Raw genomic sequence first — 12,845 nt, forward strand, 5'->3', positions numbered from 1 at the left:
GCCCGAGTTAATGTACAAACGTACATGTACATATGTACGGAAGGAGGGCTGCCATGGCCAACCCCGCGCGACGCAAACGCGATCCCGAGGGCCGGCGCGCCCTCCTCATCGCGACGGCCGCCGAGCTGATCGTCGAGGTCGGCGCCGACGCGCTCACCCACCGGCTCGTCGCGGCGCGCGCCGGCGTCCCGCTCGGCTCCACCACCCAGTACTTCGCCACCCTCGACGACCTACGCCAGGCCGCGCTGCACCACCTGGCCACCGATATCGACGGCGGTCTCGCACGGTTCCGCGACGCGCTCGCCGCCGAGGGCGACCCGCTCGCCGCCGTCGCCGAGGCCGTGCACGCCGCGGTGCGCGACTCCAAGGTCCTCGCCGCCGACGTCGCCGTCACCACCGCCGCCATGACCGATCCGGAGCTGCGCGCGCTGTCGCTGCGCTGGTTCGACGAGCTGGTGGCCCTGCTGACCCCGCGCATCGGCGCCCGCCGGGCGGTGGCCGTGGCCGTCTACGTGGACGGCGCCACCTGGCACGCCGTGCTGCACGAGGAGCCGCTGACGCTCGCCGACATCACCGACACCCTCGCCGCGCTCTTCGCCGGCGCCACCCCCGACGAGGAGCCGCGCCCGTGAATACCTCCGCCACCGCGGCCCCCGCCGGTTCGGCCACCCGCCGCTGGGCCGCCGTCGCCGTCCTGTCCGCCAGCCTGCTGGTCATCACGATGGACATGACGATCCTCAATATCGCCATCCCGGACATGGCCGCCGACCTGCGGCCCGCCTCCGATCAGCTGCTGTGGATCGTGGACAGCTATTCGCTGGTGCTGGCCGGCCTGCTGGTGACGATGAGTTCGATCGGCGACCGCTGGGGCCGCAAACGCCTGCTGCTGACCGGGTACGCGGTCTTCGGCGGCGCGTCGGTGCTGGTGCTGTTCGCGCACTCGCCCGAGGCGGTGATCGCGGTGCGGGCGCTGCTCGGCGTGGGCGGCGCGATGATCATGCCCACCACGCTGTCGATGATCCGCACCGTGTTCACCGATCCCGCCGAACGCGCGACCGCGCTGGGGATCTGGGCGGCGGTGTCGGGCGTCGGCGCGGCGGTGGGCCCGATCGTGGGCGGCCTGCTGCTCGAATTCTTCTCGTGGCGAGCGGCGTTCCTGGTGAACGCGCCGCTGATGGCGATCGCGTTCGTCGCGGGCGCGCTGATCCTGCCCGAGGCGCGCCACCCGAACCCGGGCCGCTGGGACCTGGTGGGCGCGGGGCTCTCGCTGGCGGGCATGGTCGGGTTGGTGTGGTCGTTCAAGCATTTCGCCAAGCAGGAGACGCTCGCCGACGCCGACGGCTGGATCGTGCTGCTGACCGCGCTCGCCCTGCTCACGCTGTTCGTGCTGCGCTGCCTGCGCCGCCCCGATCCGCTGCTGGACGTGCGATTGTTCTCGAGCAGGCCGTTCACGGCGGCCGTGGTGGCGGCGCTCGGCGCGACGTTCGCGCTCGGCGCGGCGCTGCTGCTGCTCGCGCAGTGGATGCAGCTGGTGGAGGGCGCGTCCCCGATCCGCACGGGCGTGCTGCTACTGCCCGTCGCGGCGGCGGCGACGGTGGCCTCGGTGCTCGCGCCGCTGCTGGCGCGCGCGATCGGCGCGCGCAGCGTGCTGGCCGGGGGCTTGGCGGTCGCGGGCGTGGGCATGCTGGCGCTGTTCGTCCCGTCGAGCCCGGTCTACGGCCACGTGCTGGTCGCGCTGTGCCTGGTGGGCGCGGGCATGGGGTCGCTCGCGATCGGCTCGGCGATGATCATGTCGGGCAGCCCGCAGGAGAAGGCGGGCAGCGCCGCCGCCATCGAGGAGACGGCCTACGACCTGGGCAGCGTGCTCGGCGTCGCCACCCTCGGCAGCGCGGCGGCGGTGCTCTACCGTTCGCGCCTGGACGCCGACCACCTGCTCGACAGCCTCGACCCCGCACTGGCCGATGCCGCCCGCGAGTCGCTGGGGTCCGCGATCGCCGTCGCCGACCAGCTCGGCCTGCCGCTGCTGGCGAGCGAAGCCTCGGCGGCGTTCACCGAATCCATGCAGGTGACCAGCCTGATCGGTGGACTCGTGATGCTCGCGGCGGCCGCCGTCGTGTTCGTCACCACCCCGAAGGGCACCGACATCACCAGGCAGTCGCACTGACCTCGACTACGCGGGGCCGGCGAAACCGAGATCGGTGACCGCCTTGCGCTCCGCTTCGAGTTCCATGACGGTCGCGAACAACCGCGCCCTGGCGTCGTCGTCGAACGTCAGGTCCGAGACGATCGAATACTCTCCGCCGGCGCACACCACCGGGAACGAGCAGATCAGCCCCTTCGGGATGTCGTAGGAACCGTCCGACGGCACCGCCATCGAGGTCCAGTCGCCGGGCGCCGTGCCCAGCGCCCAGTCGTGGATGTGGTCGATCGCCGCGCTGGCCGCGCTCGCGGCCGACGACGCGCCGCGCGCCTCGATGATGGCGGTGCCGCGTTGCTGCACGGTCGGGATGAACACCTCCCGGATCCACGCCTCGTCCACCAGTTCGGTCGCGGGGCGCCCGCCGACCGTGGCGTGCGCGATAGCGGGCAGCTGGGTGGCGGAGTGGTTGCCCCACACCGCGACTCGCGCGATCTCTGCCGCGGGCGCGCCCGTCTTCTTGGCCAGCTGCGCGATCGCGCGGTTGTGGTCCAGACGCGTCATGGCGGTGAAGCGTTCGGCGGGGATGTCGGGCGCGTTGCTCATGGCGATGTAGGCGTTGGTGTTGGCCGGGTTGCCCACCACCAGCACCTTCACATCGTCGGCCGCCGCGGCGTTGAGCGCGCGGCCCTGCTCGGTGAAGATGGGCCCGTTGGCGGCCAGCAGATCCGAGCGCTCCATGCCCGCCGTGCGGGGGCGCGCGCCGACCAGCAACGCCACGTTGGCGCCCTCGAAGCCGACGCGCGGATCGTCGGCGATATCAATGGATTCCAGCAGCGGGAACGCGCCGTCCTCCAGTTCCATCGCGACGCCCTCCAGCGCGGCGCACGCGGCCGGGATCTCGAGCAGCCGCAGCCGCACCGGGGTGTCGGGGCCGAGCAGCGCGCCGGAGGCGATGCGGAACAGCAGGCCGTAGGCGATCTGGCCTGCCCCACCGGTCACGGCGACAGTTACGGGGTGATTGCGAGCGACGGTGCTCAACACGAACTCCTCGGCGTCTCGTCGGATGTTCCGTCCCCGAGCCTAATAACCCGCACCGCACGCGGAACCCGGTGGTGAGCAACGCCTCAGCACGCGGTTTTCAGCCGAGTTCGGCGACCTCGCGATCGGTGAGCACCACCGGCGACACGTAGTCCTTGGCCCGCACCAGGCGCACCGCGCGATAGAGCGGACGCTCCTCGAGCCCGGCGTCGCGGGCCTCGGCACGCAACTGCGACACCAGCATCGAGGACACGGCGACCGCCGCGGCCAGCTCGCTGGTGGCCAGCGCGTCGGCCAGTTTGCGCAGGCCCAGCAGGTGCAGTTCCCGGCCGCTGCCCGCGTCGGTGTACATGGCCAGCGGGATCAGCTGGCGCTCCGGCCCGGCCGTCAGCCGCAGCGCCACCCGGCTCAGGCGCGCCGGATAGACCAGCAGCTCCACGCCGTTCGCGCGCGACACCTCGAGGTGGCGTTCGCCGAACAGCCGCCGCACGTGCAGGGTGGTCCCGGTCATCCAGATCCGGCGGCGCCGCAGCGCGACGGTGTACAGCGCCGTCGGCGCGCCCACCACCACGCCGATGGCCACCGCGAGCGGCCAGCTCACCAGCAGCGCGGCCAGCAGGCCCGCGCCCACGCCGATGCCCACCGAGGCCAGCGACAACCTGCGCAGCATCGGCGCGTACATCTCCGGGGCCACCAGATCCAGCCCGACCGGCTCCGGCTGAACGGGTTTCGCGTCCACAGTCCACCTCTCCCGCGAGCCACCGCACCCGTGGCGCGCAGCCACGGTACCCCGCGCCGCGCGCCCGCGGGGGCGGGTCGCCGCCGCGCTACCCGGCGGCCAGCGCCTCGCGCAGCACACCGACCACCTCGTCCAGCGGCACCTGCCGCTGCTCGCCGGTGGACATGTCCTTCACGCCGACGCTGTTCTCGGCCAGATCGCGATCGCCGAGCACCAGCGTGTACCGGGCGCCGGAACGGTCGGCCGCCTTCATCGCGCCCTTCATCCCGCGCCCGCCGTAGGCCAGATCCACGCGCACACCCGCCGCGCGCAACTGCGCCGCGACCACCACCAGGCGCTGCTTGGCGGCATCGCCCAGCGGCGCGCCGAACACGTCGCAGCGCGCCGGATCGCCCGCGGGCTTGCCCTCCTCGCGCAGCGCGAGCACGGTGCGGTCCACGCCGATGCCGAACCCGATGCCCGAGAGCGGCTGCCCGCCGAGTTCGGCCATCAGGCCGTCGTAGCGGCCGCCGCCGCCGATACCGGACTGCGCGCCCAGCCCGTCGTGCACGAATTCGAAGGTGGTCTTGGTGTAGTAGTCCAGGCCGCGCACCATGCGCGGGTTCACCGTGTACGGCACGCCCAGCGCGTCGAGGTGGCCGAGCACCTGCTCGAAGTGCGCCTTCGCCGACTCCGAGAGGTGGTCGATCATGAGCGGCGCGTTCGCGGTGAGCTCGCGCACCTCTGGCCGCTTGTCGTCGAGCACGCGCAGCGGGTTGATCGCCGCGCGGCGCTTGGTCTCCTCGTCCAGCGGGAGCCCGAACAGGAAGTCCTGCAACAGTTCCCGGTACTGCGGGCGGCAGGTGTCATCGCCCAGCGAGGTGATGTCGAGCCGGAACCCGGTGAGCCCGAGCGCGCGGAAACCGGCGTCGGCGATGGCGATGACCTCGGCGTCGAGCGCGGGGTCGTCCACGCCGATGGCCTCCACGCCCACCTGCTGGAGCTGGCGGTAGCGCCCCGCCTGCGGGTTCTCGTAGCGGAAGAAGGGGCCCGCGTAGCAGAGCTTGATCGGCAGCTGGCCGCTCTTGTCCAGGCCGTGCTGGATGACCGCGCGCATCACGCCCGCCGTGCCCTCCGGGCGCAGCGTGAAGCTCTCGCCGTTGCGGTCGGCGAAGGTCCACATCTCCTTGCTGACCACGTCGGTCGATTCGCCGACGCCGCGGGCGAACAGGGCGGTCTGCTCGAAGACCGGCAGCTCGATGTGCCCGTAGCCGGCCAGCCGGGCCGCGTGCACCAGCCCGTCGCGCACGGCGACGAACTCCGACGAGGCGGGGGGCAGGTAGTCCGGTACACCCTTCGGGGCGGTGAAGCTGCTGGTCTTGGTCACGATGGTCCAGTTTCCACCACCGTGGGCCACCAAGTCCAACCGGTTCCGTAGCGTGCGGGGCTCGCCGCACCCCGGAGCGGTCTCAGGAAGGGATGGCACACTCTTACCTCGGATGCAAGCCGATACGGGAGGAACGTGGGAGTGCCGACCAACGAACAGCGACGAGCTACGGCCAAGCGCAAGCTGGAACGTCAGCTGGAGAACCGCGCCGCGCGAGCGCGCAAGCGCAAGCAGATGACCATCGCCGGATCGGTGCTCGGCGTCGTCGTCGTGGTCGCGGCGGTCACGGGTGTCTACTTCCTCACCAAGGGCGAGGACGGCGAGAACAACGCCGCCGAGCCGACCCCGGAGGCCTCGCTGTCGGCGGCGCCGCCGCCCGCGGCCCAGCCCAAGCCGGAGCTGGTGAACTGCGCCTACAACGACGGCGCGCCCGCCGCGAAGCCGGTGCAGAAGCCCGCCAGGACCGAGGGCATCCCCACCACCGGCGGCGACTCGACGGTGAGCGTGAGCGTGGAGACCAGCCAGGGCCCGATCGGCCTGACCCTGAACAACGCCGAATCCCCCTGCACCGTCAACAGTTTCGTGAGCCTGGCGAGCCAGGGCTTCTTCGACGGCGTGGCCTGCCACCGCATGACGGCCGACGAGTACCTGAAGGTGCTCCAGTGCGGCGATCCGACCGGCCAGGGCAACGGCGGTCCGGGGTACACCTTCGCCGACGAGTACCCCACCGATCAGTACGCGCCGAACGCCCCCGAATTGCAGCAGCCGATCAGCTACGCGCGCGGCACGCTGGCCATGGCCAACGCGGGCCCGGCCACCAACGGCAGCCAGTTCTTCCTCGTGTACGGAGACTCGCAGTTGCCGCCGAACTACACCATCTTCGGCACCGTCGACGAGAACTCGCTGTCCACGTTGGACAAGATCGCCGAGATCGGCCAGGACAACGCCAACGGCCCCGGCGACGGCGCACCGAACCAGCCGGTCGTGCTGGAATCGGTACGGCTGGACTGAGTTCGCGCACCCCGCGCCGTCGGGCCCGGCACCGGATTCGGTGCCGGGCCCGACCCGTTCCCGGCGACGGGCGCGATCCCCGCCGTTCCTCCGGTAAGGGTGCCCTCATGCCGGAGATCCTCCGGCGCGTCCGAGCGCGTGTCGGAAATGCGCGTTATATGCTGGTTGCGGCACGCCCGGCCGGTCGTGCCAGGCGTTTCTCGGGTAATCTCGATACACGGAGTTTCCGTGCCGAAGCCGTCCCCGCACGAGGGCGATCCCCGACCGGATGGGAACGCGCGACACGGGTGCTCCGGGTGTCCGCGTTTGCAGGCGGGGCGCCACCGGCGGATCACCGTTCGCCCGGCGGCGTCCGTGACGAAGCACCACAATCATCCATAGTGATCACTGCAGCATCGGGGAGCAGCCATGTCCGAGGAACTGGACGACATCGGTCAGCAGACCGCGGCCATCATGAAGACCATGTTGCAGCTGGCGACCCTGGTCGCGCTGCGCACCCGGGAACGTGGTCAGAAGGAAGCCGAGGCCCGGGCCAAGATCACCGAGGCCCGCCTGAAGGAAGCCCGCGAACTCCAGATCCGCGAGGCCCGCGACAACAAGTCGAAGGACCCGCGCAACCTCGAGCTCGCGCGCCTGGTCGAGAGGGCCGTCCCCACGGTGGAGAAGGCGGCGCCGGGGGTCGAGAAGATCGCGCCGGGCGTCCAGAAAAGCGGTGGCAGCAAGGGTGTTTCGCTGTACAAGGACCGCTATCTCTCGCAGGCCGATACGGCCCACACCGCCATGGCCACCACCGCGACAACCGCCGCCACGGCCGCGAGCCAGCCGCTGATGCGCTACGACTCGACCGAGCGCCGCATGGCCATCGCCGCGCATCTCGCCCGCATCGGCGTCGCCCCCGAACTCGCCGCGGTCCGCATGCTCGTGGAGGTCGGGCAGGGCCAGGCGCTCGAGGACGCGGTGCGCGCCAAGCCCGACGCGCAACGCGCCGTCGGCACCCGCGCCAGGGAGATCGAGGCGCGCGGACTGGAACGCGTACGGCAGTAAGCGTTCTCACGCAACAGCGTTCCCACGGAACTGCGAAAGGTGCCCGCTGCCTCGGCAGCGGGCACTTTCACGTGCGCCTACTGGCGGAAGTTGCCCGCAGTCGGATCGGTCCACATCCCGTCGGTGGGCGTCTTCAACGGCAGCGGACTCAGCATGTCCTTGTGCCCGTTGCGCACACTGCAGTATTTGAACGGGCCGCGCGGATCGAACAGCTTGGCCATGTGCGGGTCGGCGTGGTCGAGGAACCACACGCTCAATCCGGTGCTGCCGTCCCGACGCAGGTGTTCCCACGCCCGCCAGACCGCGTCCAGCCGCGCCGCCGCCTCGGCGTGCTGCCACCATTCGGGGCACCACACGGTGTCGCTGATATCGGTGACCTGACGGCGGTAGACCAGGCTCAAGTAGTTCTCGACGAACTCGACAACGCTGGTGTAGATGGTCGGCGGCTCCGCAGCCGCGGGCGGTTCCTGGCCGGCGGGCGGCTGCTGTTCCTCACTCATGACCGCACCTCACGATCCTCGCACACGGCACTCGACGCTGATTGCCTCACAGTGGCCGAACCTCCTCGACTTGACCGTATTCCTGGGGCGGCTCGGCCTTGGTCAGCGACGGCGAGCCGAACAGGTCCGTGATCTCGGTCTTGCGTTGCGGATCGTGCTGCGCGATCGACTTCTTCACGTCCGCAGAGTACTCGCCCTCCCACCACGGAACGGTGCGCAACAGCACCGCGGGTTGCCCGGAGGTGAACACGATCGCCCGGCCGCGCGGCAGCGTGGTGAGCGCGTTGACGCTGAACGTCTTCGACGACGACAGTGACCGCGAATAGCTCTTGCCGCCTTTGGATTCCGACACCGACTGGGAGATCGCATCGTATTCGCCGATGGCTTCGGACCGGTCGCGCAGGAAGTTCATATCGTCCACGCCGGGACCCAGCACCTTGATATTGGCGGCCGACCACAGCGCCGACATGCCCGCCTCGCCCCAGCAGCGCGCGCCCTGGGCCCAGGACTGCAACACCGTCATCACGACGATGCCGCGCGAGCCGAAGTGGCTGTACTGCTTGGGCAGATCCTTCCAGCGCACCACGTTGGCGGCCTCGTCCAGCACCGCGAGCAGCGGGATCGGCAGCCGCCCGCCGCGCGAGCGGGACGCCTTGCGCATGGCGACGTCGATGACGGCCTCGGTCAGCGCGCTCACCAGCGGGGCGGCCGAGCCGCGGCCCTCCAGCGAGAGGCAGTACAGGGTGCCGTTGCGTTCGATGAACTCGAGTTCGTCGAACTGCCTGCGCGTTTGACCGGTCGCCGGATCGGAGCCCGGCAGGATCCAGTTGTGCACGTTCGACAGTTGCAGGCAGCGCACCATCTTCTTGGCGGTGCCGAAGATGCCGCTGCGGGTGCGCGGGTCGGCGTTGTACTGCATCGCCAGACCCGAGGCGATGAAGTCGTGGCGGACGCCGCGCAACAGCTCGATCGGTTCGGTGTCGACCGGATTGGTCACCCAGCCCCAGACCTGCGTGATGGGTCGCTGGGCCACCGCCGCGGCGAGGAACAGCGCGGCGAGCAGGTCCTCGGCTTCCGGATCGAAGAAGTTGTCGTCGGATTTGCCGCTCTCGCCGCCATTGTCGGCGTCGGCGAAGTGACCGGCCAGGCGCTGGGCCCGCATCTCGCACCCCTCGCGCCCGGCGTCCACCCAGGCCAGCGGATTCCAGTACCAGCTGGGACTCTCGTCGGCGACACCCTGCGGGTCGAACACGAAGGTGGGGCTGCCCTTGGACTCACGCACGTCGCGCGTCGCGTCCACCACGTCGCGCTTGTTCGAGGTGGCCAGCACCGGCCCGATGGCCGACAGGATCGCCGGGATCACCCGCGAGGTGGATTTGCCCTGGCGCGGACCCCAGATGTCGAGGTGCAGATCCTCGTACGAGCCGTAGAGCATCACGCCGTCGGCGACGCCGATGCCCAGCGGCACGCCCGGCGCGTCGTCGTAGCCGAGCCGCATGCCCAACTGCTCGGCCTTCTCGCGCACCCCGGCCTCGGTGAGGCCGTAGATCGCGCCGCCCGAGCCCATGTACTGGGCCTTCTCGTCCACCGGCAGCGCGCCCTTGCCCTGTCGTTTGCGCAACTGCCTGCGCACCAGGATGATCGCCACCACGGTCAGCAGCACCAGCAGCACGATGACCGTGGACGCGGTCGGCCAGGTGAAGCGCCCGCGCGCCAGGCCCGCGACGATCTCGATCGGGTTGATCGGGAAGTCCTGCGGCGTCGCCGACATCCGGTTGCCGAGTTGCAGTGCGATCCACAGGGTTCCGAGCACACCGAAACCGGCGTAGACGGCGTAGAGGCCGAGATCGGGTCCCGGGTCGGCGGGATCCGTGACCTTTTTCTTCTTCGCCATGTCTGCCTCCTCGAATGGCCTTGCGGGGTAATGCCTGTCGTCAGCGGAACGCGTCGAGCCGCCAGCCCTCGGGCGTCTGCACCACCGTGGCGATCACGGTGGCGGGCGGCAGCTGTTCGCGGCGCCCGTCGGCGCGCACCACGGTCTGCTCGATGCCGATCTTGTACTGCCGCACCGCGGGATCGGCGCCCTCGGGCGGCCGCTCCCCCGACGCGAACGTGAACGCCTCCACGGTGACGCCCGCCTGCGCCCACTCCGCCCACTGCAGTGAGGGTTTCGGCGCCTCGGCACCGGTGGGCTCGGTGTCCAGCATTCGTATCATGCTGGGGCCCAGCCACTTCCGCGCGCGGTCCACGGAGTCTCCCGGTTCCTCGGTGGCGGGGTACCAGGTGAAGATCTCCTGCAGCGCCGCGACGGCGACACCGTCGGGGGTCACCGGGTCGGGCGCGGGCACCTCCTCGAGCAACCGCGTGGTCGACGTGGCGGCACCCGGCGCACCGGACTCCGGATCGCCGTCGTCGCTGCCGCAGGCCGCACCCACCATCGCCACGCTCAGCACCAGCATCACCACCAGTTTCGCGCGCGCGTTCACCCTGTCCACCCAGGCTAACCGGCGGGACCCGTACCGCGCCCGCCCATTCGGCTCCCGAGTTCCGGCGTGTTCGCGCGCGACACCCTCACGACCGCATCCGCCGGCACACCCCCGGCCGATGCCGCGACCGGAAGCGAGATCGCGCGCCACCCCGGGCGGGCGCGCGCCCGCACCGGATCGGCGACCCGCCGCAACGGCTCGCGCGTCGCGGCCCGGCCCTGCGGTTCCCGCACGTCTCCCGTTCACAGCACCCTCCGCACCCGCGCGTCACCCGGAACCGCCACCTCGCGCACACCGCCACCGGCACCGGCGCCCGCCGCCGGCACGGACTGGATCATCCGCCCGTCCCCGGCGTATACGCCCACCTGGGCGGGCCCGCGCGGTCCGAACGAGTGGAAGACCAGATCGCCCGGTTCGGCGCGGCTCATCGACACCTCGCGGCCCGCTTCCCACTGCTGTTCGGCGGTGCGCGGCAACGTCACCGCACCGCCCGAGGCCGCGAACACCGCGGCCGCCGTGAGTCCCGGTCCGTCCAGGCCGCCGTCGCTGGGCCCCTGCGGGCCGCCGCCGCCCCACACGTACGGGGTGCCGAGCCAGTCGTGCGCGGCTTCCACCACTTGTTCGCCCGGCGAACCCTCGCCCGGACTGAACCGCCCGGTGGAGCCGGGCGCACGGTACTGCGCCTCCATCGCCAGGATGTTCGCCACGTACGGCCTCGTCTCCGACCAGTGCGCCGCGTACTGGTTGGGCATGCCGCCCGAGGCCAGTACCGCGCCCTCGCCGGCGTTGTAGGCGGCCAGCGTGAGCGAGGTCAGATCGCCCTGCACCCGGCCCTCGGCCTGCCACTGCTTGATCTTGCCCGCGATGGCGCACATGTAGCGGCCCTGGCCGATGATCGCGTCGCCGTCGTCCCACACGCTGGCCACGCCGTTGCCGTCGGCGTCGATGACATACGGGCGCCCGTCGTCCGGGTTGGTGCTCGTAGCGGTGCCGGGGAGGAACTGCGCCAGGCCCTGCGCGCCCGCGGGCGAGGTGAGACCGCGCCGGAAACCCGACTCCTGACGTCCCTGCGCCGCCAGCAGCGAGGGCGTGATCTCCGGGCACAGCGACCCCGCCCGGCGGTACCAGATCTCCAGTTCCGGCGGCACCTTGCCCGCCGCCAGCGCGCCGCCCGCGGTGCCGAACCCGAGCTGGCAGCGCGGGTCGGCCGAATACCACTGCGCGCCACCGAGATCCGGTGTCGGCGCGCCGTCCAGCCACGGCATCGGGTCGATCTGGCGGCCGCCGGTGAAGCGCCCGCCCGGCACGATCTCGAAATGCAGGTGCGGGCCGGTGGATTCGCCCGCCGAACCGACCAGGCCGATCTGCTGGCCCGCACGCACCGTGTCGCCGACGCGCACCAGCACGCCGTGATCCCACATGTGCCCGTAGACCGCCGAATAGCCGCGCCCGTTGGTGTCGATCGAGTCGACCACGATCCAGTTGCCGAAGCCCGAGGCCGGTCCGGCCGCCACCACGCGGCCGTCGGACACCGAGAAGATCGGCGTGCCGTCGGCCGCGGCCATATCGACGCCGCGGTGCCCGCCGCCGCGCGAACCGAACACGTCGGAGACGGTGTAGGTGCCCGCCGCCATCGGCATCGTGCGCCGGATCGGACCGACACCCGCCGCCAGCGACGGCGTCGCGGTCGCGGTCGGATTCGCCTGCGCGTCCGTGGATTCCGCCGCCGCGCGCTGATCCCCCGGCGCGACACCGCCCAGCGGGGGCAGGTCGGTGCCCGACGGGCCGAGGACGGACTGGCCCTCGCACGGGTCCTCCACGGCGGGCAGCACGACGACAAGTACGAGTGCCATGAGCCCGACGACCACGCTCATGACGCCCCAGAGGATCCCCTTGGCGCTCACGGTGCCCTCACCTCGACGGGAGCGGTCACGTGCGCCGTTGCGCTTCGTTCAAGGTGTCGGCGAGGGTGCGGTTCATCTCGGCCGCCGCGGCCAATTGCTGTTGCAGCAGCGCCACTTTGCGGCGCAGCGCGACGGCGTCCATCCGCTCCAGGCCGGGGCCCTCCGCCGCGCGCACCCAGTTGCGGACCGAATTGGTGTGCACGCCGATCTGATCGGCCACCACCCGGCACGCCTCGGATTCGCTGCTCAGCGTGCCGGTGAGCGCGAGGACCTGCTCCACGGCGGCCTTGCGCACCTCCGGCGAGACCCTGCGATACGAACGATGCGGCATCATGCGGCACCCCTTCCACCGAACGCCACCGCCCGTTGCGGCGCCCGGATCCTCTCGCCGAGTGCCGCAGCCCGATGCGGCGCCCGGCCTGTCGCACCGAACGCCACCGCCCGATGCGGCGCCCGGATCTTTCCGCCGGATGCCACCGCCGGACGCGGCGCCCGGTCTGTCGCGCCGAACGCCACCGCCCGCAGTGGGACCCGGATCCTCTCGCCCGGCACCGCGGCCCGTCGCGGCGCCCGGTTCCACACGCCGGACGCCCGTTGGGGCGCTCGGCTTTTCGCTC

12 protein-coding genes are annotated in these 12,845 nt (G+C 71.5%); 4 read left to right on the forward strand and 8 right to left on the reverse strand.

Features of this window, described 5'->3' with window-relative positions:
• The first annotated feature begins 53 nt into the window (after positions 1 to 53).
• Together OHB21_RS32975 and OHB21_RS32980 are read left to right on the forward strand one after the other, a co-directional pair.
• The gene (locus OHB21_RS32975) at positions 54 to 632 is read left to right on the forward strand and encodes a TetR/AcrR family transcriptional regulator (RefSeq protein WP_195124492.1); all 579 of its coding nucleotides are present in this window, start codon (positions 54 to 56) and stop codon (positions 630 to 632) included.
• Entirely contained in the window at positions 629 to 2,164 is a 1,536-nt protein-coding gene (locus OHB21_RS32980; RefSeq protein ID WP_195124493.1) for an MFS transporter, read from the forward strand. The genes OHB21_RS32975 and OHB21_RS32980 overlap by 4 nt, the downstream gene beginning before the upstream one ends.
• Positions 2,165 to 2,170: 6 nt before the next feature.
• Here OHB21_RS32980 and OHB21_RS32985 read toward each other — a convergent pair whose 3' ends face one another.
• The 3 genes from OHB21_RS32985 to hisS form a co-directional block, all read right to left on the reverse strand.
• The gene (locus OHB21_RS32985; RefSeq protein ID WP_195124494.1) at positions 2,171 to 3,178 is read right to left on the reverse strand and encodes a malate dehydrogenase; all 1,008 of its coding nucleotides are present in this window, start codon (positions 3,176 to 3,178) and stop codon (positions 2,171 to 2,173) included.
• Positions 3,179 to 3,278: 100 nt separating this feature from the next.
• Positions 3,279 to 3,917, reverse strand: coding sequence for a hypothetical protein (locus OHB21_RS32990; protein ID WP_084538160.1), 639 nt, complete (start codon positions 3,915 to 3,917; stop codon positions 3,279 to 3,281).
• A gap of 88 nt (positions 3,918 to 4,005) precedes the next feature.
• On the reverse strand, positions 4,006 to 5,283 hold the full coding sequence (hisS, locus tag OHB21_RS32995; RefSeq protein ID WP_067513915.1) for a histidine--tRNA ligase: 1,278 nt from the start codon (positions 5,281 to 5,283) through the stop codon (positions 4,006 to 4,008).
• 141 nt (positions 5,284 to 5,424) lie between these two features.
• Here hisS and OHB21_RS33000 point away from each other — a divergent pair, with 141 nt between their 5' ends.
• Together OHB21_RS33000 and OHB21_RS33005 are read left to right on the forward strand one after the other, a co-directional pair.
• On the forward strand, positions 5,425 to 6,294 hold the full coding sequence (locus tag OHB21_RS33000) for a peptidylprolyl isomerase (RefSeq protein WP_195124495.1): 870 nt from the start codon (positions 5,425 to 5,427) through the stop codon (positions 6,292 to 6,294).
• Between the two features lie 408 nt (positions 6,295 to 6,702).
• The gene (locus tag OHB21_RS33005; protein WP_067513905.1) at positions 6,703 to 7,338 is read left to right on the forward strand and encodes a hypothetical protein; all 636 of its coding nucleotides are present in this window, start codon (positions 6,703 to 6,705) and stop codon (positions 7,336 to 7,338) included.
• A gap of 77 nt (positions 7,339 to 7,415) precedes the next feature.
• Here the strand turns inward: OHB21_RS33005 and OHB21_RS33010 are convergent, their stop codons facing one another.
• From OHB21_RS33010 to OHB21_RS33030, 5 genes are all read right to left on the reverse strand, one after another.
• The gene (locus OHB21_RS33010; protein WP_067513906.1) at positions 7,416 to 7,838 is read right to left on the reverse strand and encodes a DUF4913 domain-containing protein; all 423 of its coding nucleotides are present in this window, start codon (positions 7,836 to 7,838) and stop codon (positions 7,416 to 7,418) included.
• A 46-nt stretch (positions 7,839 to 7,884) separates the two neighbouring features.
• Complete coding sequence (locus OHB21_RS33015; RefSeq protein ID WP_067513907.1) at positions 7,885 to 9,732, reverse strand: type IV secretory system conjugative DNA transfer family protein; 1,848 nt, start codon at positions 9,730 to 9,732, stop codon at positions 7,885 to 7,887.
• A gap of 40 nt (positions 9,733 to 9,772) precedes the next feature.
• Positions 9,773 to 10,324, reverse strand: coding sequence for a hypothetical protein (locus tag OHB21_RS33020; RefSeq protein WP_324191861.1), 552 nt, complete (start codon positions 10,322 to 10,324; stop codon positions 9,773 to 9,775).
• 242 nt (positions 10,325 to 10,566) lie between these two features.
• Positions 10,567 to 12,198, reverse strand: a complete 1,632-nt coding sequence (locus OHB21_RS33025; RefSeq protein WP_228788969.1) for a peptidoglycan DD-metalloendopeptidase family protein — start codon at positions 12,196 to 12,198, stop codon at positions 10,567 to 10,569.
• A 55-nt stretch (positions 12,199 to 12,253) separates the two neighbouring features.
• On the reverse strand, positions 12,254 to 12,562 hold the full coding sequence (locus OHB21_RS33030; protein WP_067513909.1) for a transposase: 309 nt from the start codon (positions 12,560 to 12,562) through the stop codon (positions 12,254 to 12,256).
• Between the last annotated feature and the right edge of the window lie 283 nt (positions 12,563 to 12,845).

The organism is Nocardia puris, assembly GCF_036051655.1.
In the GTDB taxonomy this organism is placed as follows: Bacteria; Actinomycetota; Actinomycetes; order Mycobacteriales; family Mycobacteriaceae; genus Nocardia; species Nocardia puris.